We start from the raw sequence: 22573 nt of genomic DNA, 5'->3' as shown, positions 1-22573 counted from the left end.
CTTGTTGGGATGCGGGCGGTGGCAGGGATCGTATTAGTTGCCGGTGGCCTGCTTGATGGCCGCATCACCGCGCGTCACGATCTTGTCGAGGGCGGCCTTCGCGTCCTGCTTGCCGGCCAGCATCGCCTCGAACTCTTCGTTCATGATGTCGCGCACCTGCGGCAGGTTCACGAGGCGAACGCCCTTGGAGTTTTCCGTCGGCGGCTTGCCCATCATCTGCAGCAGCGGCGTTTCGCGGGCCGGGTTCTTGTCGTAGAAGCCGGATTTCTTGGTTTCCTCATAGGCCGCGATCGTTACCGGCATATAGCCGGAGACCTGATGCAGACGAGACTGGATCTTGGTCTGCGAGAGGAAATGGAAGAACTCCGCCACGCCCTTATATTCGGCTTCGCTCTTGCCACCGAATACCCAGAGGCTGGCGCCGCCGGGAATGGTGTTCTGCGGGCCATGGCCCTCGTAATAGGGCAGCTGGCCGATGCCGTAATTCATGCCGGTCTTGACGATATCGCCAAGGCCACCGGAGGATTCGGTCAGGATGCCGCATTCGCCGGACATGAACAGCTGCTTGGCTTCCGAGGTGCGGCCGCCATAACGGAAGGTGCCGTCCTTGGCGAGATCGGCGATCGCCTGGAAATGCTCGACGAAGAGCGGCGCATTCACCGCAAGCTTCACATCGGTGCCACCAAGCCCGTTTTCATTGCTGCCATAGGAGACATTGTTCCAGGCGGCGAAGTTTTCGGTCTGGATCCAGGTGAGCCATGTGGAGGTGAAACCGCATTGCGATGCACCGCTGGACTTGATCTTCTTGGCGGCTTCGAAAACTTCGGGCCAGGTCTTCGGCGGGTTGGCCGGGTCAAGGCCTGCCTTCTGGAAGGTGTCCTTGTTGTAATAGAGGATCGGCGAGGACGAATTGTAGGGGAAGGACAGCATGGTGCCGTCGGGCTTGGAATAATAGGCGACGATGCCGGCCAGATATTCATCCTTGTTGAAGGTGTAGCCACCTTCCTTCAGCACATCCGCTACCGGTTTGATGGCGCCGGCGGCGCCCATCATCACGCCGGAACCGGCGTCGAAGACCTGAATAATGGCCGGCGGCTGCTTGGCGCGGAAGGCGGCGATGCCGGCATTCAGCGTTTCCGGATAAGTGCCCTTGAACACGGGCGTGATCTTGTAGTCTTTCTGGCTGTCGTTGAACTCTTTCGCAAGCGCGTCCACGACCTCGTTATTGGCGCCGGTCATGGCGTGCCACCACTGGATTTCCGTCGCAGCGAAAGCATTCGATGTGACAAAAAACGAAAGCGCGGATGCCGCAGCGAGGCGGTAGCTGAGTTTTTTCAAGGCGATTCCTCCCATTGTGAAAACAGTAAAAGATACAGCCCCTTATTGCAGCCTATCCTCCTCGATCAAGCTGCGGGCCATCTTTTCTGTATTAGCAGTTGGAATTAAAAACGAACTTTAACGAAAATGCAATAGCGCGTGGAACGAATAAAACGAAAGTGAAAGAAACGATTTTATTATTCCATTTCCTCTCTCTTATGGTTTTTTCATGCGTCCGAAAGCAGGTGCTTCGGGCTAGATGATTTTCGCAGCCGGGTAACGACAATTGCGTCGAACCGAAAACTCGCGAAACGCTATTGATATGTTATTACATTACAAAGTAAGTTACCGCTGATTTATGAGTTCGAAGGTGCGGATGTGTTCGGAATGAAGCGGAAGCAGGCGGTGGCGCAAGGAGACGATTCGGCTGTCTCGCCATCTGTCAGGACAGTGCCGGTTACCCTGCTCACCGGCTTTCTGGGGGCGGGAAAGACCACTTTGCTGAACGAGCTTCTGAACGAACCGGCCATGCATGACGCCGCCGTCATCGTCAATGAATTCGGATCTGTGCCCATCGATCACGATCTGGTGCGCACCGGCTCGGAACGGTATTTCAGAACCACGACCGGTTGCATCTGCTGCAACGCGACCAGCGATATCCGTACCTCGCTTTACGAATTGCATCAGACCTTTCTGGAGGGGGTGATGCCGGAAATATCGCGTGTCGTTATCGAAACGACGGGACTTGCCGATCCCGCGCCGATCATCAACAGCCTGATTGCTGGCGGTACACCGGCGCTTGGCCTGCGCGACCATATCGTCGCCCGGCACTTTCATCTTTCGGGCGTGGTCACTGTTTTCGACGTCACTTCCGGCCAGGCGATGCTCGACAGTTTCATTGAAGGCTGGAAACAGCTTGCCTTTGCCGACCATATTGTCCTGACGAAAACCGACCTTGCCGACGCGACCGCGATGGACCGTGAAAGCCTTACAGACCTCAACCCCGCCGCCCTGTTGCATGACCGCAATGCGGCCGGCTTCGATCTCATGTCGCTTTTTGCAACGAAGAATTACTCGCTGCGCGGCAAGCCGGAGGATGTGCCGGGATGGCTGGCGGCCGACAGGCTGAGCCTGCATGCCGACCATGTCCATGATATCAACCGCCATGGTGCCGGCGTCGAGGCTTTTGATCTCACTTTCGACGGCGCTCTTGATCCGCAGATGATCGTTACCTTTCTCGAGCTCGTCACCAGCAACGTGCATTCCGGCCTGTTGCGGCTGAAAGGTATTTTCCAGGCGACGGACGATCCGGATCGGCCGGTGGTTGCCCACGCCGTGCAGCACCGGCTTTATCCGCTGGCAAGGCTGGAAAGCTGGCCGGATGGCAACCGTGCAACCCGTCTCGTGCTGATCGGCATGGATATGCCGCAACAGCCGATCCGCGATCTTTTCGATACATTGGCCTCGCAGGCGAGGCGAAAGGGTGCTTCATGACCAACCCCCTTGCGCGCAGCGGCTCGGCGATCGTCTCGCAGGCCCGGCTTCTGAAACAATGGGCGCGCAACCTGCTAAATCTGCATGCCGATGACATTGTCACCGTCAGCGAGCTGTCCTGTGCCCTGCCGGATTGCCCTCCACGCGAAACGGTGATCGTCATCCTGCTTGCGTCCGGTGATATCAGGCAATTGTCCATTCACAAGGCGCTGCTGGAGGTGGATCATGACGACATTGTGCGCGCCATTGCGGCGAATTCGGCCTGATATCCCCTCAGTGATGTCAGGGGGGTGCTTGACGGTGCGCGCCATCATCCGGCACTTCAGGGGCCGCGGCGGGATTCGCTGGTGATGAAGGGCGGGCAATGGCCGATCTGGCGGTTTATACGGGTTTGTTTCTGACGGCCTTTGTGGCGGCGACTATTCTGCCCATGCAGTCGGAGGCGGCGCTGGCCGGTCTCATCCTCTTGAAATCGCAACCGGTCTGGTTGCTGGTGGCCGTTGCCAGTGTCGGTAATGTGGCCGGTTCCTTCGTCAACTGGCTGCTTGGCCGCGGCATCGAACGGTTCCGGCACAGGCGCTGGTTTCCCGTTGGCGAGGCGGCGCTGCAACGTTCCCAGAACTGGTATCGGCGTTATGGCCGCTGGTCGCTGCTTTTAAGCTGGGCGCCATTGATCGGCGATCCGCTGACGGTTGCGGCCGGCATCATGAAAGAGCCGCTGCCGATCTTCCTGCTGCTGGTCACGGTAGCCAAGGTGGCTCGTTACCTTGTGCTGGCGCTGGTGACGCTGAATTTTCTCTGATTCTTTTCAGGGCGTTAAGGCCCGTTCGTCGCTTCAGAAGACAGGGAAGGCGCAAGCCCTCTTCAGGGCGTCTTGATCGCCTTCTGCGTCCGGTCCTTGCCCACCTCGATCACGTGGCGCATGGCTTTCACGGCGGCATCGGTATCACGCGCGGCGATGGCGTGAACGATGCGCAGATGATTGGACGCAATCTCGGCGATGGTGCCGGGCGAGGCGGCCGGTGACGAAAGCTGGAAGGAAATGGCGAGGGCTGCTTCGATCAGCCCGCTTGCCGACCGCATGAAGGGATTGCCGGACATGTGCGCCACGGCAAGGTGGAATTCGAGATCGACCTTGGCGATGCTTTCCGGCGTATGTTTCGGATTGTCGAATTTGGCGGCGATGACGTAAAGGGAAACGATATCGTCATTGGAGGCCTGCAGGGCCGCCGCAGCTGCCGCCGCCGGCTCCAGCGCCAGACGGATTTGCGCCAGATGCGTTACGAATTCCTCGTCTATGCCGGCCTCGCAGCGCCAGCCCAGCACGTCAGGATCGAAGAAATTCCAGCTTGAGCGATCAAGAACGCGGGTGCCGACCTTGGCTTTCGGTTCCACCAGCCGTTTGGCCGCCAGCGTCTTCATGGTTTCGCGCAGCACGGTGCGTGAGACGCCGAAGCGCAGCGAAAGTTCGGCATCGTTGGGCAGCAGCGAACCTTCCGCAATTCTGCCCGAGACGATGGCGCTGCCGAGTTCGGAGACCACATGGGCGTGGCTGTTCCGGCGTTTTCGCCCGCTTATCGTCGTTTCGAGCAGCCCCAAGCAAGCCTCCGTTTGTGGTTATGCCGGGTGTGGCCCGGCCAGTCTCCTGTTTGAATACCAGATGATTGCGCGCTGCAACACGATGAAGACGAAAAGCAGCACGCCAATGACGATTTTCGTCCACCAGGACGACAGCGTTCCGTCAAAAACGATATAGGTCTGGATCAGCCCCTGGATCAGAATGCCGATGAAGGTGCCCGCCACCAGCCCGGTGCCGCCCGTCAGCAGCGTGCCGCCGATGACGACGGCGGCAATGGCGTCCAGTTCCACGCCGACCGTCGCCAGCGAATAACCCGACGAGGTGTAGAGTGTATAGACGATGCCGGCGAGGCCTGACAGAAAGCCAGAAAGCGCATAGATGCCGATGGTCGTCGCGCCGATCGGCACGCCCATCAGCTCGGCCGATTGCGGGTTGCCGCCCAGCGCATAAACATTGGCGCCAAAGCGGGTGCGGCTGGCGATCAGCATGCCGACCGCAAAGACGATGAGCATCAGTATGGCGAGCGCCGTCAGCCTGCCGCCTCCGGGAAAGCGGAAATAAAAGCCCTGTATAGCATCGATGAACGGGTGCGATATCGGCACCGACTGCGTCGAGATAAGATAGGCAGCACCACGCGCCAGAAACATGCCCGCCAGCGTCACCACGAAAGGCGGGATCGACAGGAAACGGATCATCGCCCCCATCAGGCAGCCGAACAGCGTCGAGACCACCAGCACGATGGCGAAGGCCAGCAGCGGATGGATATTATAGGTACCCACCATCACCGCGACGAAGACGCTGGTAAAGGCGATGACCGAACCGATGGAAAGATCGATGCCGCCCGACAGGATCACGAAGGTCATGCCGACGGCAGCGATGCCGAGGAAGGCGTTGTCGGTCAGAAGATTGCCGATTACCCGCGTCGACAGGATCGCCGGATATTGCAGCACGCACAGGAGATAGGCGACCACGAAGATCGTCAGCGTGGTGAGGAAGGGAAGATTGCGGCTATGGATCATCGCGCGGTTCCTTCCTTGGTCATGCCGTTGGTGGCTGCCGGTTTGGCGTGTGGTTTGGGTGGTCTGACGAAGCCCAGCACCGCCATGATCGCCGGCGATTGCAGCGTCAGCACCACCATGATGATGCCGGCCTTGATGATGAGGTTGAATTCCGGCGGAAAGCCCGAAACCAGAATGCCGGTATTGATGGTCTGGATGATGAGCGCGCCGATCAGCGAGGCGGTGATGGAGAAGCGCCCGCCATTCAGCGAGGTGCCGCCGATCACGACAGCCAATATGGCGTCCAGCTCCAGCCACAGCCCGGCATTGTTGGCATCGGCACCGCGAATATCGGCGGTCACGATCATGCCGGCGATGGCGGCGCAGAGGCCGGAAACGGCATAGACGAAAAACAGCAGAAAGCGCGCCCGCACCCCGGCCAGCGCTGCCGCGCGGCGATTGATGCCGGTTGCCTCGATCAGAAATCCGAGCGCGCTCTTGCGCACCAGAAGACCGATCAGCAGTGCGGCCGCCAGCCAGATGATGACGGGCAGGGGAATGCCGGCGAAGGCGCCAGAGCCGATGGCGGAGAATGTGTCATCGTTGAAGGTGAGAATGACACCTTCGGTGATGAGCTGGGCGATGCCGCGCCCCGCCACCATCAGGATCAGGGTGGCAATGATCGGCTGTATGTCGAGAAGGGCGACCAGCACGCCATTCCACAGGCCGCAGGCAATGCCGACCGCCAGCGAGATGGCGATGACGCTGGGGATGGAATGGCCGTTGCTGATGAGCGTGGCGGCCACCGCGCCGCAAATGGCGATGACAGCGCCGATCGACAGATCGATGCCCTTAGTGGCGATGACCAGCGTCATGCCGATGGTCAGGAGCGCCACCGGCGCGGCGCGCACCAGAATATCCACCAGGCTGCCGTAGAGCCGACCGTTCTGGAACGAAACATTGAGAAAGCCCGGCGAAACGATTGTAATCGCGGCCAGAATGACGAAAAGCGCGGCAAGCTGGGGGGCAAGCCTTTTCAGGCGTCGGGTCACAGCCACCATCATGCCGCCTCCGTTTTGGCTGCCGCATCCGCAATTGCCCGCATGATGTTGTCGGCGGTCACGTCGCCGCCCTTCAACTCGCTGACATGGCGACGATCCGAAAGCACGACGACGCGATGCGCCACGGCGGTCAGTTCTTCCAGTTCCGAGGAAATGACGACGAGCGACATGCCTTCGGTACAGAGTTTTTCGATCATTTTCAGAATTTCCGCATGCGCGCCGATATCGATGCCGCGTGTCGGCTCGTCGAGGATCAGCAACCGGGGATGGGTGGCGAGCCAGCGGGCCAGAATGGCCTTCTGCTGGTTGCCGCCGGACAGGAATTTGATCGGCCGGTCGGGATCGGCCGGGCGAATGTCGAGCGACTTGATGAAGCTTTCGGCAAGCTCCACCTTCTGCCTTCGGGAAATGGGCCGCGCCCAGCCCTGCCGGGCCTGAAGGGCGAGCGCGATATTATCGGTGACGGAAAAATCGCCGATGATGCCGTCCGTCTTGCGTTCCTCCGGACAGAAGCCGAAACCGGCGGTAATGGCGGCTTCCGGCGAAGAAATCGCCACCGTCTGGCCATCGATGACAGCTTTTCCGGTATCCGGCCTGTCGATGCCGAACAGCAGGAAGGCGGTTTCCGTGCGGCCCGAACCGAGCAGCCCGGCGACGCCGACGATCTCACCGGGGCGGATGCCGAGATCGAAGGGGGCGATGCTGCCGCGTTTGCCGTAACCTTCGAAACGGATCGGCGGTTCGCCCTCGACAACGGTATCTTCGGTCGCCTGATGTTCGTGGGTGATGTGCTGAAGCTCACGGCCGAGCATCATCGAGATCAGTTCGGATCGCGGCAGGCTGCCGATATCGCGGGTGCCGACCAGTCGGCCGTTGCGCAGCACCGTCACCCGGTCGGCGATATCATAGACCTGATTGAGGAAGTGGGTGATGATGACGATACCGATGCCGCGGGCGCGCAGGTTTTTGAGGACGCCGAACAGCATCTCGACCTCATGGGCGTCGAGGCTGGCGGTCGGTTCGTCCAGCACCAGCACCTTGCCGGAAAGATCGACGGCGCGGGCAATGGCGATGATCTGGCGGATGGCGACGGAATAGCTGGAGAGAAGCGCGTTGACGTCAATGGACAGCCCGTATTGGGCCAGCAGCGCCTGCGATTGCTTCTGCATCGTGCTGCGGTCGATCAGTCCGAAGCGGCGCGGCTGGCGTCCGAGAAACAGGTTTTCGGCAACCGTCAGGTTTTCGAGAAGGTTCACCTCCTGATAGACCGTGCCGATGCCCAGCGCCTGCGCTTCGCCGACATTGGCGGGTGAAATCTCGCTACCTTCCAGAAAGATCGAGCCGCTGTCGCGGTGGTAAACCCCGGTCAAAATCTTGATCAACGTCGATTTGCCCGCGCCGTTTTCACCGAGCAGCGCGTGGATTTCACCGCGCCCGAGCGAAAAATCGACGCTATCCAGCGCCGTGATCCCGAGAAAGGATTTACCGATGGCGCGTGCTTCCAGAAGTGGTGCCGTTTCGGACATTAAGCAGGTTCCGTATCGAAATGGGTATCGTATCAAGGGTGGAATGAGCGCGTCGGGAGCGGCGGGTTTCTTCTCCCCGCCGGGGAGAAGGTGGCCCGAAGGGTCGGATGAGGGGGCAACGCCAGCGATTGACCGCACCCTCGCCCCCTCATCCCGCTGCCGCGACCTTCTCCCCCTCGGGGAGAAGAAGCAGGCGGTACACGCTCGCCCCATAGGCGATCATTCGGTGTCGGGCTTGCGCCCCTCGTTTAACCGAAAGAAACGGCGCAACTTTTCGCGCCGTTCCTCAAAAGACAGGCCTTAGTAACCCAGCCCCTTCTTCGCCTCGTAGACCTTCATCGGATCATCGGATGCCGTATAAAGCTTGGATTCCGTCTGGATCCACTTTGCCGGCGCCTTCTTGTCCTTCAGATAGGCTTCGAGCGCATCGAAGGCCGGGCCGGCCATGTCGGGCGTCAGTTCCACGGTGGCGTTGGCTTCACCGGCGGCCATGGCCTTGAAGATATCAGGCACGGCATCGATGGAGACAACCTTGACGTCGGTGCCGGGCTTCAGGCCCGCTTCCTTGATCGCCTGGATCGCGCCGACGGCCATGTCGTCATTATGGGCGTAGACGGCACAGATATCCTTGCCGCCACCTTCGGCCTTGATGAAGCTTTCCATCACTTCCTTGCCCTTGGTGCGGGTGAAGTCACCCGTCTGCGAGCGCACGATCTTGATGTTCTTGTGGGATTCGATGGCCTGCTCGAAACCCTTCTTGCGGTTGATGGCGGGTGAGGAGCCGGTCGTGCCCTGCAATTCCACGACCTTGCAGTCCTTGGAGCCGACATCCTTGACCAGCCAGTCGCCGGCCACCTTGCCTTCGTGCACCTGATCCGACGTAACGGCGGTCAGGTAAAGATCATCGGGCGCCTCGATCTGGCGGTCGAGCAGGATGACAGGGATTTTCTCTTCCTTGGCTTCTTTCAGCACGGCATCCCAGCCGGTGGCGACCACAGGAGCGATCAGGATCGCATCGACGCCCTGCGCGATGAAGCCGCGAACGGCCTTGATCTGGTTTTCCTGCTTCTGCTGCGCGTCGGCGAATTTGAGCGTGACGCCGCGTTTTTCGGCCTGCTGTTTGGTAACGGTGGTTTCAGCCGCGCGCCAGCCGGATTCCGAACCGATCTGCGAGAAGCCGACGGTAAGCGATTGTGCGGAAACACTGGATGCAAGGCACAGCGAAACGGCGACAGTAACTGTCGCGAGAGCTTTTCTCATCTTATTCCTCCCAGAGATGATGTCAGCGTGACGGCAACACTATGAGCATATAGTAATACTCTTGGGAAGTGGTTTTTTGGCGTTTCCGCAATTTGCCAGATGTCGGTTTGACTTGAATTTTGCCATAAAATGCAATGAATCAATATGTTATATGTATATAGATCGATTTTTCTATTGTTGAAAACATACCGGAAATGGGGTTTGATCCAGCTTGACAGGCGATGACCGTATCTAATAGTAATACAAATAAAGACATCAGGTCGTGACGGAGCATGAGGCTATGAGGCCGTTGTTTTCCGGAAAGACAGGGAGGGAGAGACCGTTGCGCTACGCCGCCATCGTCGTAAGCACCGAAAAATATTCGGTTAAAGCCGAAGAGCAGCCCCAAATCACTCGTCTGGGCCTGCTCTGTCGGTTATGCGTGATCCCGAAAAGCTGATTCCATTTTCCTTGCGCACAACATAAGCTTGTCGCATTTCGTAATATTTTACCGTTGGCCACTTCCGGCTGGAGACCTGCATCATGACAAAATCCGACAATCTGCCCGCCACCAAAGGCAAGTTTCGTTCGCGCGCGTGGTTCGACAACCCCGCCAACGCGGATATGACGGCGCTTTATCTCGAGCGTTACATGAACTTCGGTCTCAGCCAGGCCGAGCTTCAGTCCGACCGCCCGATCATCGGCATTGCGCAGACCGGCTCGGATCTTTCCCCCTGCAACCGGCACCACCTGGAACTGGCAAACCGCCTGCGTGAAGGCATCCGTGAAGCCGGTGGCATCGCCATCGAATTTCCGGTGCATCCGATCCAGGAAACCGGCAAGCGCCCGACGGCGGGTCTTGACCGCAACCTTGCCTATCTCGGCCTCGTGGAAGTGCTTTATGGCTATCCGCTCGATGGCGTCGTGCTGACCATCGGTTGTGACAAGACCACGCCTGCCTGTCTTATGGCGGCGGCCACCGTCAACATTCCGGCCATCGCCCTGTCCGTCGGCCCCATGCTGAACGGCTGGTTCCGTGGCGAACGCACCGGCTCCGGCACCATCGTCTGGAAGGCGCGCGAGCTGCTGGCAAAGGGCGAGATCGATTATCAGGGCTTCGTCAAGCTCGTTGCCTCGTCGGCGCCGTCCACCGGCTATTGCAACACCATGGGTACGGCAACGACCATGAACTCGCTTGCCGAAGCGCTCGGCATGCAGCTTCCCGGCTCCGCCGCCATCCCGGCCCCTTACCGCGACCGTCAGGAAGTTTCCTACCTCACCGGCCTGCGGATCGTCGAAATGGTCAAGGAAGACCTCAAGCCTTCCGATATCATGACCAAGGACGCCTTCATCAACGCCATCCGCGTCAACTCGGCTATCGGCGGCTCCACCAATGCGCCGATCCACCTCAACGGCCTTGCCCGCCATGTCGGCGTGGAGCTGACCGTGGATGACTGGCAGACCTATGGTGAAGACGTGCCGCTGCTCGTCAACCTGCAGCCGGCTGGCGAATATCTCGGCGAGGATTATTACCATGCCGGCGGTGTTCCCGCTGTCGTCAACCAGCTGATGACCCAGGGACTGATCATGGAAGATGCCATGACCGTCAACGGCAAGACCATCGGCGACAATTGTCGCGGTGCGATCATCGAGGACGAGAAGGTCATCCGCCCCTATGAGCAGCCGCTCAAGGAGCGCGCCGGTTTCCGCGTTCTGCGCGGCAACCTGTTCTCCTCGGCCATCATGAAGACCAGCGTGATCTCGGAAGAATTCCGTGGCCGCTACCTCTCCAACCCAAATGACCCGGAAGCCTTCGAAGGCCGCGCCGTGGTGTTTGACGGTCCGGAAGATTACCACCACCGCATCGACGATCCGTCGCTGAAGATCGACGCGAACACCATCCTGTTCATGCGCGGCGCCGGCCCGATCGGTTATCCGGGTGCGGCAGAAGTGGTGAACATGCGTGCGCCGGATTATCTTTTGAAGGAAGGCGTCAATTCGCTGCCGTGCATTGGCGACGGCCGTCAGTCCGGCACGTCGGGCAGCCCGTCCATCCTCAACGCGTCTCCGGAAGCGGCGGCCGGTGGTGGTCTCGCCATCCTGCAGACAGGTGACCGCGTTCGCATCGATGTGGGCCGCGGCACGGCCGATATCCTGATTTCCGGCGAGGAACTGGCCAAGCGCTACGAAGTGCTTTCTGCCGAGGGTGGCTTCAAATTCCCCGATCACCAGACGCCATGGCAGGAAATCCAGCGCGGCATCGTCAGCCAGATGGAAACCGGCGCAGTTCTGGAACCGGCGGTCAAGTACCAGCGCATCGCCCAGACCAAGGGCCTGCCGCGCGACAACCACTAAAGGCGGGACCGTTCCGGCTGGCCGCTTTTAAAAATCAGCTAAAAATCAGCCCCGGGGTGTGCCGCCCCGGGGCTGAAATATTTTCGGACATCCGAGCGCCTCGTCGCCCTCCTGCTTACTCCTTCGATGGGGAGAGCGGCTTTCCCAGATAAGGCAGGAAGAACATGTACAGCCCGCTGACGATAAGCAAGGTCAGCGGAAGAAGCGGGGCATAAACGATCACCGGTGGTGTCGGGCCGAAAGCCATCGAAGCGAAGTTCGCCAGAATGGTGACGGTCAGCAGAATGCCCAGCCACCGATGGCTCTGCCTTATCCATTTTTGCAAGATCAAAGTCGCCCCCAAGAAAAAGCATCCATGATGGAATGTGACACACGGTTGCCTCAACGGGCCTGAACGAGTTTCCAGCCATTGCCGGAAGGGTCGCGAAAACTCGCATCCACCGAGCCGTAACGCGTGATCGGTTCCTGGGTGAATTCGACGCCGCGTTTGTGCATGGCGTCAAAGGCCTTCTGGCAATCCTCAACCACCAGAACCAAAGGCGGCATGGCGCCTTTGGCCACGGCTTCGTTCAGACCCTGCGCCGTCGCCTCGTCAACGGTCGGGGCCTGCGGCCGAAACAGGCCGAGCTGGAAATCCGGCTGGTCCGGATGCTGCACGGTCAACCAGCGATAATCGCCGTTGCGTGCGTCCGTATGCACGCGAAATCCAAGTTTTTCGACATAAAATTGCAGCGCCTCGTCCTGGTCATGAACGTAAAGCCCGACAACTTGAACACCATTTTTCATGAGCTATCTCCCTTTCACTCACCGTGCCTACCGCCTTTCGCCTGTCGGCGCTTCTCCGAAACTGCGATTGTGAGATTGGGGCGGTGTGCGGCGCTGACGAAGCAATGGGGAACCTGCTCGAGATCGGCAGGGGAAAGCCGCATTTGTCGCCGCACTTCGCTCGGGCTCTCCCCGGTTACATCGCGGAAAACGCGGCCAAATGTGCCGATGCTGTTCCAGCCGGTCTGCAAAGCGATGTCGATGATTGGAAAATCGGTGTCGCGCAAAAGCGCCACGGCGCGCTCCACCCGGCGGGTCAGCAAATAGCGGTGAGGGGGTATGCCGAAGGCATCGCGAAACGATCTCGCGAAGTGCGCCTGCGAGGCGCCGCTGACTTTTGCAAGGCGTGAAACGGGCCATGCCTCATGCGGCGCGGCATCCATATGATCCCTGGCGCGCAGCAGGCGACGCAGGAGCTTCAAGTCTCTGTTTGCAGAGTTCTTTTCATTTCCAGACCGCATGCGGCAATCATTGAATGAACCCGCCGTTCTTGGCAAGGTTCATGCCCGGTTAGCCACTGCGGGTGATTTAGATCACCGGATAAAGCGACCAGAAGAACAGCTCATATTCCTGGTCACGGTCGTCATCATGCGGTTCGTCGTCCGGTCTGCGCGGCGTCTTGTCCTGAAATTCGAGCTCGACCCGCTCATTGACGACGGGCATTCTTCGGCCGATGCCAAAGAGGTCAAAGGAGAGCATATTGAACCCTGCTACCATGGCCAGTTCCCTTCTTCACGCGAGTTAACGGTGTGTTAAGTTTCGCGCGTTGCCATGATTTCGTCAAGATTGGCCGCGGAATTTGTCTACTATTTTTAACAACAATGTCGTGATTGGCGTTTCACCGGTGCCGGATTTCACGCAATGAATGTTTGTCGGCCCCGTCAAACCTCTTTCGATGCGGCCTCCGAATAGCTCTTTGCGGCCGCTTCCAGCGCGGAATCGGTATCGACGGCATGGCCGAGGTTTTTCAGGGCGCTTGAGACGGCTGCGATATTGGCTTTCACCGCCTGCGGATGCGCGCGCCGGCCGGTGTGGTTGAGCCTTATCAGCCGTTCCGCGCCGGGCCCGACGCCGGCGGAAATATCCGCGCCATGCTCTCTGGATATAGCGGCGAGAAACGCTCCGGCTTCGATAGTATCCGGCAGGATTGCCGTGGAAACGAGAGCTGAGGCATGCGCGTCTTCCACCCAGTTGGCGATGCCGAGCGCCCTGATGCCATGACGGGTGGCCGCCGCTGCCCGCTTGTGGCGCGCATTGGCGGCTGGTAGACCCTCCGCCTCGATCCTGTCGAGCGCGGCTTCCAGCGCATAAAATTCCAGCGGCGCCGGCGTTCCGGGCAGCGCCCCTCGGCCGGCATCCAGCCAGAGCATCTTCTGGTCGAGAAGCGAGAGCATGGAGTTGGTGGGCGCCCTGTCGTGCGAAAGCAGCTCCCATGCTTTTGGGCTGACTGAAATGGCCGATATGCCGGCCGGGCCGGCCAGCGCCTTCTGCGGCCCGATGACGGCAATATCGATGCCCAGTCTGTCAACCTCGAAGGCATGGCCGCCAATCGAAGCGACGGCATCAACCAGCGTGACGACGCCTCTGGTTTTCGCCAGCGCGGCAATGGCGGGCAGGGGGTTGAGAATGCCGCTTGCCGATTCCGCATGCACGATGGCGATAAGATCGAAACCCGGCCCGTCATCGAGCGCCCGTTCAACCTCGGTGAGCGTCACCGGCTTTGCCGGGCTGGCTGTCAGATTGCGCACCGTCGCCCCGCCGCGTTCCAGCCAGCCGCCGAACCATGCGCCATAGGGGCTGGTGACGATGTTGAGCGCCTTCAGCCCCGGCCGCGCAAGGCTTGTCGCCGCCGCCTCCAGCGCCAGCACGGCTTCCGCCTGTATCAGCAGCACGTCGTTTTTCGTGCCCATCAGGGCCGCCAGCCGGTCGGCTAGCATGGCGTAGCGCTCAGCAGGGAAAGCGGGCGGGTCGAGAAGCAATGCATAATCCGGGGCGGGCATGTTTTATCCTTGCATGGTGGTGGTGAGCCGCGGGGCAGCGGCGATCAGGCCTCTGGCGGTCGAGGATTGCGGCGCGGAAATGATCGCTCCGGTTCCGCCGATTTCGACGATCTGACCCGCCTCCATGATCGCGACACGGTGGCAGACGGCGCGGATGACGGCGAGATCGTGGGACACGAAAATACAGGAAATCGCCGTTTCCCGCTGTATTTCCACCAAAAGTTCGAGAATCTGCCGGCGAACCGAAACGTCAAGCGCCGAGACCGCTTCGTCCAGAATGAGAAGCGACGGTTTGAGCGCAATGGCTCTGGCAATCGCCACACGCTGCCTCTGTCCGCCCGAAAGTTCGAAGACGGAGCGACCGGCATAGGCGGCGGGCAGGCCGACACGGTCGAGAAGACGGTGGATTTCCGCCGGGCGGTCGCGTCTTTGAACGACGCGGTGAATGCGCAGCGGCTCGCGTATGGCATCTTCGACGGTGGCGCGTGGGTTGAAGGCGCCATGCGTATCCTGAAACACCATCTGCATCTGTTGCCGGGCGGCGCGCAATGCGCTGCCGCCAAGCGCGAGCCAGTTGCGGTTTTCGAAACGAACAGTGCCTTCGTCGGCGGGGATCAGCCGCATGAGGATGCGCGCCAGCGTCGATTTCCCGCAGCCGGAAGGGCCGGCAAGCCCCAGCGTCTCGCCGCGCTTGAGCGAAAACGAGATATCGGAGAGTGCCGTCACCGTTCTTGCGCCGGTGCGGTAGGTCTTGGAAATGCCGTCCACGCTCAGAAGGGTGTCATTCATGGCACGGCCTCGCTGACGAGCGGCGGGGTGGTAAGATCGAGGTAATCGGCAAGCAGCGCTCGGGTATAGGCATGGGCGGGCGTGGAAAGCACCCGCCGGGCCGGGCCGTGTTCCACCAGTTCACCGGCGCTTATAACCGCGATGTCGTCGGCAAGGCTGGAGGCAAGACCGATATCATGGGTGATGAATACAAGCGTTCTTTCTTCCTCGCGCACGAGATCATCCAGAAGGGTGGCGATGGCCGCCTGGGTTACCGTGTCGAGCGCGCTCGTCGCCTCGTCGGCAATCAGGATCGAAGGACGCGCTGCAATGGCGGCGGCAATCGCCACACGTTGTCGTTGCCCGCCGGAAAGCTGGTGCGGATAGGCGGTGAGCAGATGGGAGGGATGCGGCAGCCGCACTTTTTCCAGAAGATCGCGGGCAAGTTCGCGCGCCGCCTTCCATGAGATGCCGAGATGCCGCACCGCGCCTTCCGCCACCTGTTCGCCGATGGTCAGGACCGGGTTCAGCGTCGCGCCGGTGTCCTGAAAGATTGTGCCGATATCGCGCCCCGGCAGCGGCTTGCTGCTGAACAGGCCGCTGTCGCGGCTCCAGGATATATCGCCCGAGACCTTTGCCGTCTGCGGCAGAAGCCCGGCGATTGCCTTGCCGAGCGTGGATTTTCCCGAGCCGCTTTCGCCGATGATCGCCAGCCGCTGCCCCTGCCTTATCGTCAGGGAAACCTTGCGCAGCGCCGGTGCATCGGCTGCGGCATAACGGACGCTGAGATCGTCTATCCGGCAAAGCGCATTGCCGCTCATGGCGCCTGCCTCCCTGTCGCCATCGCCTTGTTGATACCTTCCGCAAGAAGATAGACACCGAGCACCGTGACCAGCAGGCCGATGCCGGGGATGACGGACAGGAACGCGGCTGAGCGGAGCACGTTGCGTCCTTCCGCGATCATCGAGCCCCAGGTGACGATATTGGGATCGCCAAGCCCGAGGAAGGACAGCGCCGCCTCGGTGAGGATGGCGGCGGCAACGATGATGGCGGCGAGCGCCAGAACCGGCGGCAGGGCATTGGGCAATATTTGCCGGAAGGCGATTTCCAGCGGATGCATGCCGATGGCGCGGGCAGATTGCACATAGTCCCGCTCGCGGATGCTCAACACCTGCGCCCGCATCAACCGCGCCGGATCCGCCCAAGCGCCGAGTGCAATGGCTAGAATCACGATGGGCATCGAGGGGCCGATGGTGCTGACGAAGGCAAGCGCCAGCAGGAAATTCGGCACGATCTGAAAGGCATCGGTGACGCGCATCAGCGCCTCATCCACGAGGCCGCCGGCAAAACCGGCAATCGTGCCGATGACGGTGCCGAAAACAAGTGCTGCGGCGGCGGCACCCATGCCGACGAGCAGGGAGGCCTGCGCGCCATGGGCAAGTTCGGCCAGCACATTGCGGCCCAGCCGGTCGGTGCCGAGCGGCAGGGCGGCATCCGTAAAGGGCGCTATTAGCGGCTCGCCGACGATCGCCAGCGGATCGCCGGGGAACAGGAGGGGAGCGGAGAGCGCAATTACCGCCAGCAACGTCAGGATGACGGTACCCGTCACGCCTTCGAAGCTGCGCAGGAGCCGGAGAACGAAGCTCATGCTGCATTCTCCCCGCTGCCGATGCGCGGATCGAGAATGGAATAGAGAATGTCGACGGCAAGATTGACGAGGATGACGAAGACGGCGCTGGTGAGGATGATACCCATCAGAAGCGGCGTATCGCGGCCGCTGACGGCCTCCTGCGCCAGCCGGCCGAAACCCGGAATGGCAAAGACGCTTTCAATCACCACGCTGCCGCCCAGCATGGTTGCGGCCTGCAGGCCAAGTACGGTGATGAGCGGCAGCGCCGCGTTGCGGGCGACATGGCGCAGCACGATACGCCGTCTGGAAAGCCCTTTGGACTCGGCAAACAGTACGAAATCCAGCGGCCAGACCGCCGCCATGGCGGTGCGCATGACGCGCAGGAACAGCGCCAGATAGATGAGGCCGAGGCTGGCGACGGGCAGCACGAGATGGCGGGCAATATCCAGCGCCCGTGCAAATCCCTGTTTGCCCGAGGCGATGGTTTCGATGCCCGACGTCGGCAGCCATCGCAGCTGCACGGCAAAGACGATGGCGAGAACGAGGCCGAGCCAGAAACCGGGCGTGGCGTAAAGCGTGAGCGAAAGCGTTGAAAGCACCCGGTCGGTCAGTCCGCCGGGACGTGCGCCGGCGATGATGCCGAGCGCGGTGCCGGTGATGAAGGCGAGTGCGGTGGCGCTGCCCATCAACAAAAGCGTGTTCGGCAGCCGCTCGAGGATCAACCCCAGCACCGGCCGGTCAAAGGCAAGCGACCAGCCGAGATCAAGCCGCAGCACCGAGCTTGCATAGAGCCAGAAACGGGCGAGCATCGAGCCGTTGAGACCATATTGCTCGCGCAGCGCATCCCGCAGCCCGGCATCGCCGCCGCCAATGGAAACGAGATAGGCATCCACCGCATCACCGGAGGCATTTTCAAGCAGGACGAAGGTGAAGATGAGAACGATCAGCAGCACCGGAATGGCGCTGATCGCCCTTCGCCGCAGCAATGTCGCCGCACGTTTCACGGCGCGGCCTCAGCTATCGACCGCGGTATCCGCCCAGTTGGAAACCGCCCAGCGCGGATTGCTGGCGACATGTTTGACGGTGTCGCGCGCCACCGTGATGAAACCCCATTCGGCGACGTTGATGAGCGGCAGATCGGCTGTAACCTGTTTCTGGAAATCCTTGTAAAGTGCTGTCCGTGCAGTCGTATCCACGGTTTCCGCCGCCTTGTCGATCAGCGCATCGAGCGCCTTGTTCTCATAGCCGCCCTGATTGGAGAAGCCGACGCCAGCGGGAATGCCGGATCGCACGAGAATGGTGGTGGAGATTGCGGGATCGCCACGGAACACCGGGGGAGCAACGGCCAGATCGAAGGCGTGGTCGGTATAGACCGCCTTCTGGTGTGCGGCGGCATCATTATTGACCAGCTCGGCATCGATGCCGATTTCCTGAAGCGCCTGACGAACATAAGAGCCGAATTGTTTGGTTTCGTTGAAATAGGGCGCAGGAAGAAGTTTTAGCGCAAAACGCTTTCCGTCGGGTCCGCGGGCATAACCCGCCTCGTCCAGCAGGGCATTGGCCTTGGCCACGTCGAAATCATAGGTCTCGACGTCGTCGGTGTAAAATTGCGGGGCGTTCTTCGGCACCGGGCCGGTGGATGCCGTGGCGTAACCGAGGAACACCTTGTCGATGACGAATTTCTTGTCGATGGCATGGGCGATGGCCTTTCTGACCTTGAGGTCGGCCAGTTCCTTGCGGCGGTGGTTGATTTCCACCACGAGCTGATAGGTCAGCGCCTCGTAACCATCGGCGATCACTTTGATGCCCGGCACCTTGGCGATGCGGGCAAGATCGGCCAGCGGCACGGCGGAGAAGGCGGCCAGCTGGATTTCTTCCGCTTCCAGCGCCGAGGCTGCTCCCGCACGGTCGGGCAAGACGCGATAGATGATTTCCTCGAGCTGCGGCTGGTCTTTGTCCCAGTAATTCGGGTTGCGGGTCAGGCGGTAATATTCGCCGGGTTTGTATTCGGCAAAAACGAATGGCCCGGTACCGACCGGTTTGGTATTGGCCGGATTGGTGGCGATATCGGTGCCTTCATAGAGATGTTTCGGCACGACGCTGGTGACGACAGGCAGTGCATTGCGGATGAGCTGGAACGGCGTGGGCTTTGAGAAACGGAAGACGGCCGTGTGGTCGTCAGGCGTTTCCACCTTTTCGAGATTGGCAAAGACCAGCCGGCCGAGGTTCTGCAACGGTTTCCAGACGGAAAGCGCCGAAAAGGCCACGTCCGCCGAGGTGAAGGGCTTGCCGTCATGCCATGTCACGCCTTCGCGCAGCTTGAAGGTGGCGCTCAAGCCATCATCCGATCCCTGCCATTCGGTTGCAAGCCGCGGCTCCAGCCCGTCCTTGCCATCAAAAGAGGCTTCCGCCAGCGGCTCGACGATCTTGCTGGCGATATAAAACACGCCATTGGAGGCGACGATGGCCGGATTGAGGTTTTTCGGCTCCGAATCGGCCGCGACGATCAGCCGCCCTGCGGATTTCTCCTGCGCTGCGGCAATTCCGGCCAATCCCGTGGTTGCGGCAAGAGCAAGCGAGGTCTTGAGAAGCGAGCGGCGGGAAAGCTGGACAGGCGACATGAATTTCACTCCGGAAATGAGGGCGAGACGGGCCTTTCCGCTTGGCCCGCGGCACGCCGATCTTAAGACTGCAACCTCGGCAGTGTCCACGTTAATTCGCGCCCTTTACAGCAATGATTTTACGTTGCGGACGAGTTTGAAGAAACAATATGCCTCACCCACGCCAATCTCGTTTTCTCCGGTTGCCGCAGAAGGTGTCCAGTCCATAGGAAATCGATTTAATAAAACAAAAACAAAATGTTGTTCTTCATTTTTGCTGCGGGCGCATACTGAAACGTGACTGTGGGTGACGTGAAATCTGTCGCCGAGGCCCCGTTTGGAAAGGGGTAATTAACCTTTATTTTCTATTTCAGGGAGACCGAAATATGTACGTTTATGATGAGTGTGCACGCTGCCATGAGCTTCTCCCGATCCAGATTCCAGAATTCGTCCAATAATGCCGGGGAGGGGAGCGAAAACGCCCGTCATGCCGGCGGCAAGGCGGTTGCCGGGCAGCAGACGGCGATGAAGGCAAGTGCCGCGCCCCGGCCAAATGCCGATATCAGCGCAGCCGACGCCATTGAAGGCCGTGCCGAAATGCCCGGCTGGCAGAATGCTTTTGTGCTTGGCCCCAATGTGCGCTTTACCCGCACGCCGGAAAGCGCCTTTAGCCGGCGCATGCCGGTCGAGACGCCGAATATTCCGGAAGAAATCCATATTCTCGAAGAGGAAGTCGTTGCAGTCGCTCCGCCGGAACCGGTGGAGCCGGAGCCGACGGCGCAGCAGGCTGTCGCATATGAGGATGCTGCTGTCCTCTCCCAGCCGGTCGTAAAACCGGCGGAGCAGCGCCTGCCGCCACAGCGCATGCCGTTCCTGCCGCAGCCGCCCGATGCGCGCGGTGCCAGGGCGCTGACCTATAAATTGCGTCTGGAGCTTGCCCGCAAACAGGCGGAAGAAGCCGCTGCCGCAACACTGGCGCCGCTCCAGGCTGTAACGGCCACGCCTATCGTGGAAGTGCCGGTACAGCGGGTATTTGCCTCCGTTCAGCCGCAGCCAGTTGCTGTGGCGCAGGCCGCCATGCCGGCTGCGTCCGTTCCCGCCTTTGCCGCGCACCTGCCGGATGAGCTGTTCTGGGAAGTTATGACGCTTGATCTTCCGGGGACAGCGGTCGAAGCCATTCCCACCTATCTGCGCGCCAATTTTGCCGATCCGGCCCTTGCAAATTCCGCTCTGGCAAACCCGGCTCTGACGAACCCGGCTTTGACGGCGTCCATGCCCGCCGTTTCCGCGTCGACGGTCGCTGCCGTCGTGCTTTCAGCCGAGCCTCCGGTCGTCACCGTGCCGGGCGGCTCCGCTATCCGGCTTTACCGGGAAATCGGCGTGCGTCAGGCTGTCGTTCCGGTCGCCACGCTGGCGGCAGAACAGGAAATCGCGCCGCAGCTGGTTGCGGAGGCATCCGTCTTCGTCGAACCGCAGCGGCCGATCGAGCAGGCCCAGCCGATTGAAAGTCAGCCGGCAGCACGAGTAGCGGCGGAGCCGCGTTTCACACCGCGCGCACCTATTCAGGCTTCGCAGCCGATGTTCCGCGAAGCGCCGGTCTTTGCCGAGGGAGAATATCAATATCCCTCAATCGATCTTTTGCAGCAGGCCCGCGTCCAGCAGACCACGACCATGACGCCCGAAGCGCTGGAACAGAGCGCCGGGCTTCTCGAAAGCGTGCTTGAGGATTTCGGCATCAAGGGCGAGATCATCGATGTCCGCCCCGGCCCGGTTGTGACGCTTTACGAGTTCGAACCCGCCCCCGGCGTGAAGTCTTCGCGCGTCATCGGTCTGTCGGACGATATTGCCCGCTCCATGTCGGCGCTGTCCGCCCGTGTCGCCGTCGTGCCCGGCCGCAATGTCATCGGCATCGAACTGCCGAACCCGGTGCGCGAAACTGTCTATCTGCGTGAACTGATCGAAGCGACTGACTACGCCGAGACCCGCCAGAAGCTCGCGCTTTGCCTCGGCAAGACCATCGGCGGCGAACCCGTCATCGCCGAACTGGCGAAGATGCCGCACCTGCTGGTCGCCGGCACCACCGGCTCGGGCAAGTCGGTCGCCATCAACACCATGATCCTGTCGCTGCTCTACCGTATGAAGCCGGAAGAATGCCGCCTGATCATGGTCGATCCGAAGATGCTTGAACTGTCGGTGTATGACGGCATTCCGCATCTCCTGACGCCTGTGGTCACCGATCCGAAAAAAGCGGTCATGGCGCTGAAATGGGCCGTGCGCGAAATGGAAGACCGTTATCGCAAGATGTCGCGTCTCGGCGTGCGCAATATTGACGGTTATAATGCAAGGGCCGCTGCCGCCCGCACCAAGGGTGAGACGGTGCTCTGCAACGTGCAGACCGGCTTCGACCGCGCCACGGGCGAGGCTGTCTACGAGCAGGAGGAAATGGACCTCACGGCCATGCCCTATATCGTCGTCATCATCGACGAAATGGCTGATCTGATGATGGTCGCCGGCAAGGAGATTGAAGGCGCCGTGCAGCGTCTGGCGCAGATGGCCCGTGCCGCCGGTATCCACCTCATCATGGCAACGCAGCGTCCGTCTGTCGATGTCATCACCGGCACCATCAAGGCCAATTTCCCGACCCGCATCTCCTTCCAGGTGACCTCGAAGATCGACAGCCGCACGATCCTTGGCGAACAGGGCGCGGAGCATCTGCTCGGTCAGGGCGACATGCTGCACATGATGGGCGGCGGCCGCATCGCCCGTGTCCACGGCCCGTTCGTGTCGGATGAGGAAGTGGAAAAGGTCGTTGCGCATCTAAAGACGCAGGGGCGTCCGGAATATCTGGGTACCGTCACGGAAGACGCCGAAGAGGCGGATGAAGAGGTGGAAGAAGATACGGCCGTTTTCGACAAGACCTCGATGGGCGATGACGATAGCGACGATCTCTATGAGAAGGCCGTCAAGGTGGTGATGCGCGACAAGAAATGCTCGACCTCCTATATCCAGCGCCGTCTGTCAGTTGGTTATAACCGCGCCGCTTCGCTGGTCGAGCGCATGGAGCAGGAAGGCATTGTCGGACCTGCCAACCATGTCGGCAAACGCGCCATCATCGCCGGCGAGCGCGATCCTTACGACGCCATGGGCGCGGACGACTGATTGATCACTAGGGGCGCGATAT

General features: G+C 60.6%; 22 protein-coding genes. 6 read left to right on the top strand and 16 right to left on the bottom strand.

The features are described from left to right. Positions 1-33: 33 nt before the first annotated feature. Complete coding sequence (gene ugpB, locus JZX89_RS20805) at positions 34-1344, bottom strand: sn-glycerol-3-phosphate ABC transporter substrate-binding protein UgpB (RefSeq protein ID WP_207135304.1); 1311 nt, start codon at positions 1342-1344, stop codon at positions 34-36. Between the two features lie 360 nt (positions 1345-1704). Between ugpB and JZX89_RS20800 the strand changes: the two genes are divergently transcribed. The 3 genes from JZX89_RS20800 (at position 1705) to JZX89_RS20790 (ending at position 3613) form a co-directional block, all read left to right on the top strand. Next, complete coding sequence (locus JZX89_RS20800) at positions 1705-2811, top strand: CobW family GTP-binding protein (RefSeq protein WP_207135238.1); 1107 nt, start codon at positions 1705-1707, stop codon at positions 2809-2811. Next, positions 2808-3077, top strand: a complete 270-nt coding sequence (locus tag JZX89_RS20795; RefSeq protein ID WP_174374831.1) for a hypothetical protein — start codon at positions 2808-2810, stop codon at positions 3075-3077. Before JZX89_RS20800 ends, JZX89_RS20795 begins: the two co-directional genes overlap by 4 nt. Before the next feature lie 98 nt (positions 3078-3175). Beyond that, positions 3176-3613 carry a YqaA family protein gene (locus JZX89_RS20790; protein ID WP_149899088.1) on the top strand — a complete coding sequence of 146 codons (438 nt, stop codon included), beginning with the start codon at positions 3176-3178 and terminating at the stop codon, positions 3611-3613. A gap of 62 nt (positions 3614-3675) precedes the next feature. On the opposite strand, the gene JZX89_RS20785 is transcribed toward JZX89_RS20790, so the two are convergent. From JZX89_RS20785 to ytfQ, 5 genes are all read right to left on the bottom strand, one after another. Beyond that, a complete protein-coding gene (locus JZX89_RS20785; RefSeq protein ID WP_149899087.1) occupies positions 3676-4410 on the bottom strand; it encodes a FadR/GntR family transcriptional regulator in 735 nt (244 codons plus the stop codon). Between the two features lie 18 nt (positions 4411-4428). Then, positions 4429-5409 (bottom strand): galactofuranose ABC transporter, permease protein YjfF, encoded by a 981-nt coding sequence (gene yjfF / locus JZX89_RS20780; RefSeq protein WP_207135237.1) that lies wholly within the window; start codon positions 5407-5409, stop codon positions 4429-4431. Next, positions 5406-6449 carry an ABC transporter permease gene (locus JZX89_RS20775; RefSeq protein ID WP_207135303.1) on the bottom strand — a complete coding sequence of 348 codons (1044 nt, stop codon included), beginning with the start codon at positions 6447-6449 and terminating at the stop codon, positions 5406-5408. The genes yjfF and JZX89_RS20775 overlap by 4 nt, the downstream gene beginning before the upstream one ends. Further along, complete coding sequence (locus JZX89_RS20770; RefSeq protein ID WP_207135236.1) at positions 6449-7975, bottom strand: sugar ABC transporter ATP-binding protein; 1527 nt, start codon at positions 7973-7975, stop codon at positions 6449-6451. The genes JZX89_RS20775 and JZX89_RS20770 overlap by 1 nt, the downstream gene beginning before the upstream one ends. Before the next feature lie 300 nt (positions 7976-8275). Next, positions 8276-9235, bottom strand: coding sequence for a galactofuranose ABC transporter, galactofuranose-binding protein YtfQ (gene ytfQ / locus JZX89_RS20765; RefSeq protein WP_149899083.1), 960 nt, complete (start codon positions 9233-9235; stop codon positions 8276-8278). A gap of 522 nt (positions 9236-9757) precedes the next feature. On the opposite strand from ytfQ, the gene JZX89_RS20760 reads away from it, so the two are divergent. After that, the gene (locus JZX89_RS20760; RefSeq protein ID WP_149899082.1) at positions 9758-11569 is read left to right on the top strand and encodes an IlvD/Edd family dehydratase; all 1812 of its coding nucleotides are present in this window, start codon (positions 9758-9760) and stop codon (positions 11567-11569) included. Positions 11570-11684: 115 nt separating this feature from the next. On the opposite strand, the gene JZX89_RS20755 is transcribed toward JZX89_RS20760, so the two are convergent. The 10 genes from JZX89_RS20755 to JZX89_RS20710 all read right to left on the bottom strand — a co-directional run bounded on the left by JZX89_RS20755 (position 11685) and on the right by JZX89_RS20710 (position 19413). After that, positions 11685-11894 carry a hypothetical protein gene (locus tag JZX89_RS20755; protein WP_369809581.1) on the bottom strand — a complete coding sequence of 70 codons (210 nt, stop codon included), beginning with the start codon at positions 11892-11894 and terminating at the stop codon, positions 11685-11687. A gap of 56 nt (positions 11895-11950) precedes the next feature. Further along, complete coding sequence (locus JZX89_RS20750) at positions 11951-12355, bottom strand: VOC family protein (protein ID WP_149899080.1); 405 nt, start codon at positions 12353-12355, stop codon at positions 11951-11953. A gap of 14 nt (positions 12356-12369) precedes the next feature. Further along, positions 12370-12816 carry a helix-turn-helix domain-containing protein gene (locus JZX89_RS20745; RefSeq protein WP_246746772.1) on the bottom strand — a complete coding sequence of 149 codons (447 nt, stop codon included), beginning with the start codon at positions 12814-12816 and terminating at the stop codon, positions 12370-12372. 106 nt (positions 12817-12922) lie between these two features. After that, positions 12923-13111 (bottom strand): hypothetical protein, encoded by a 189-nt coding sequence (locus tag JZX89_RS20740; RefSeq protein ID WP_174374839.1) that lies wholly within the window; start codon positions 13109-13111, stop codon positions 12923-12925. A 164-nt stretch (positions 13112-13275) separates the two neighbouring features. Next, positions 13276-14394: a pyridoxal-phosphate-dependent aminotransferase family protein gene (locus tag JZX89_RS20735; RefSeq protein WP_207135234.1), complete on the bottom strand. Its 1119-nt coding sequence runs from the start codon at positions 14392-14394 to the stop codon at positions 13276-13278. A 3-nt stretch (positions 14395-14397) separates the two neighbouring features. Continuing rightward, a complete protein-coding gene (locus tag JZX89_RS20730; protein ID WP_207135233.1) occupies positions 14398-15183 on the bottom strand; it encodes an ABC transporter ATP-binding protein in 786 nt (261 codons plus the stop codon). Next, a complete protein-coding gene (locus JZX89_RS20725) occupies positions 15180-15983 on the bottom strand; it encodes an ABC transporter ATP-binding protein (RefSeq protein ID WP_207135232.1) in 804 nt (267 codons plus the stop codon). Before JZX89_RS20725 ends, JZX89_RS20730 begins: the two co-directional genes overlap by 4 nt. After that, complete coding sequence (locus JZX89_RS20720) at positions 15980-16810, bottom strand: ABC transporter permease (protein WP_207135231.1); 831 nt, start codon at positions 16808-16810, stop codon at positions 15980-15982. Before JZX89_RS20720 ends, JZX89_RS20725 begins: the two co-directional genes overlap by 4 nt. Continuing rightward, positions 16807-17796, bottom strand: coding sequence for an ABC transporter permease (locus JZX89_RS20715; RefSeq protein WP_207135230.1), 990 nt, complete (start codon positions 17794-17796; stop codon positions 16807-16809). The genes JZX89_RS20720 and JZX89_RS20715 overlap by 4 nt, the downstream gene beginning before the upstream one ends. Before the next feature lie 9 nt (positions 17797-17805). Beyond that, positions 17806-19413 carry an ABC transporter substrate-binding protein gene (locus tag JZX89_RS20710; protein WP_207135229.1) on the bottom strand — a complete coding sequence of 536 codons (1608 nt, stop codon included), beginning with the start codon at positions 19411-19413 and terminating at the stop codon, positions 17806-17808. On the opposite strand from JZX89_RS20710, the gene JZX89_RS20705 reads away from it, so the two are divergent. Then, positions 19412-19693 carry a hypothetical protein gene (locus JZX89_RS20705; RefSeq protein WP_207135228.1) on the top strand — a complete coding sequence of 94 codons (282 nt, stop codon included), beginning with the start codon at positions 19412-19414 and terminating at the stop codon, positions 19691-19693. The genes JZX89_RS20710 and JZX89_RS20705 overlap by 2 nt on opposite strands. A gap of 95 nt (positions 19694-19788) precedes the next feature. After that, a complete protein-coding gene (locus tag JZX89_RS20700) occupies positions 19789-22551 on the top strand; it encodes a DNA translocase FtsK (protein WP_207135227.1) in 2763 nt (920 codons plus the stop codon). Positions 22552-22573: the final 22 nt, after the last annotated feature.

This window comes from Agrobacterium burrii (assembly GCF_017313405.1).
Lineage (GTDB): Bacteria > Pseudomonadota > Alphaproteobacteria > Rhizobiales > Rhizobiaceae > Agrobacterium > Agrobacterium burrii.
Note: the sequence above shows the minus strand (reverse complement) of the source record. Positions and strands in the feature narration are given on the sequence as shown.